This is a genomic window from Dietzia sp. NPDC055343 (genome assembly GCF_053645265.1).
Genome location: NZ_JBSHMJ010000041.1, coordinates 1 through 1,354 on the forward strand (window position 1 = coordinate 1; position 1,354 = coordinate 1,354).

Annotated in this window: 2 protein-coding genes; one reads left to right on the forward strand and one right to left on the reverse strand. The window is 68.1% G+C overall.

Features of this window, described 5'->3' with window-relative positions; all coding sequences use genetic code 11:
• Nucleotides 1-789, reverse strand: a 789-nt coding sequence (locus ACWIE7_RS15710) for a carbon-nitrogen hydrolase family protein (RefSeq protein ID WP_454069891.1), incomplete at its 3' end; no start/stop codon positions are given.
• 135 nt (nucleotides 790-924) lie between these two features.
• Here ACWIE7_RS15710 and ACWIE7_RS15715 point away from each other — a divergent pair.
• Nucleotides 925-1,353 carry a hypothetical protein gene (locus ACWIE7_RS15715; protein WP_454069892.1) on the forward strand — a complete coding sequence of 143 codons (429 nt, stop codon included), beginning with the start codon at nucleotides 925-927 and terminating at the stop codon, nucleotides 1,351-1,353.
• Nucleotide 1,354 lies beyond the last annotated feature (1 nt).

Below are 1,354 nucleotides of genomic sequence, written 5' to 3' on the forward strand. Positions count from 1 at the left end.
GGAGGCCAGGACGGTGCCGTCCGGGTCGACGATCTGCGTGGCCCCCACGAACTCGGTCTCGTACGGGACCGAGAGATCCGAGCCCGGCGCCAGCAGGAAGTCCGACCGGATCGATCCACAGTGTGAGGCCTGGAGAACCGGGACCCCCAGCCGCCGGGCGAACTCCGCGGGCGCGTTCTCCGACAGGGCGCGGTTGCGCCGGGCGACCGGAGCCAGCGCGCGCGAGGCGAGCCCGCCCCAGTTGCTCGGCACGGTCCACCAGTGCGTGCCCGTCATCGCGAGGTCGATCCGCCCCTGCAGCCTGCGCACAGTCTGGTTGCGGATGAGCTCCCAGCAGCTCGCGGCCCCCACCCCGCCGAGCGCGGTGTCGAACGCGCCGTCGTCGTGGCCTTCGGTGTAGAAACAGTTCTCCCACATCGTCGGCAGGTCCTTGTCATGAGTGTGGACGCGACCATCGGGTTCGACCAGGTGATAGCGGTTGTAGACCTCGTCGTCGTCGGCGATCAACATCGACCCGCCGATCGTCGCGCCGTATCGCGCGGCCAACCGTCGGAACATCTCCACCGCCGCGTTCTCGCGCGGCAGCACCGCCGCGTGGACATCGGCGCGCATCGGCACCGGCGAGGTGCAGAACTCGGGCACCGCGATGACCTTCGCGCCGCGCTCACCGGCCTCGACGATCATCGCCTCCAGGCGTTCCAGCGTGAGATCGACCCGTCCGGGCACGCCCTCCAACTGAATCGCGGCGGCGTGCACGCGGCGGGGCGGGGAGTCGACGTGGTCCGGCATGGATTCTCCTGGTGGGCGGTGAGCGAGATTGATGCTGCGCGGCCCTCGATCAGGCCAGGCACCCTAGGATCAAGGTATACAAACACCCATGCTTTGTCAGGTGGGTTGTTCTTAAGCCTCCCTCGGAAGGACCCCATGGAACTCGGAATCGACACCCGGCTCACGCTGCTCGCCGCCGGGCTGATCTTCCTGCTGGCGCTCGTGCTCGGCGTGTGGAAGTACCGGCAGATGGCGACCCGCCCGGAGCACTTCGCGCACCCCTACGTCGACATCGCGCACCGGGCGTCGCTGCTGTACTCGTTCGCCACGCTGCTCATCGCGGCTTTCGTGGAGCTGAGCAGCTGGCCGACGTGGGTGAACCTCGCGGCCGCCGCCGTCCTGGTGTTCTTCTTCCTCGTGGCCATCGGGGCCTACATCGTCCACGGCGCGAAGCAGGACACCACCAATCAGTTCGAGAACCCCACGGCGTCGCTGCACATCGGCATGTGGGCGCTCGTCGTCGGCGAGATAGGCGGATTCGCGGTGCTGCTGGCTGGGTTCATCGCCGGGCAGTTCTTCAGCTAAC

Excerpts from the sequence above, each read along its gene's own strand:
- ACWIE7_RS15715 (WP_454069892.1), top strand. The coding sequence starts at position 925 with ATGGAACTCGGAATCGACACCCGGCTCACGCTGCTCGCCGCCGGGCTG.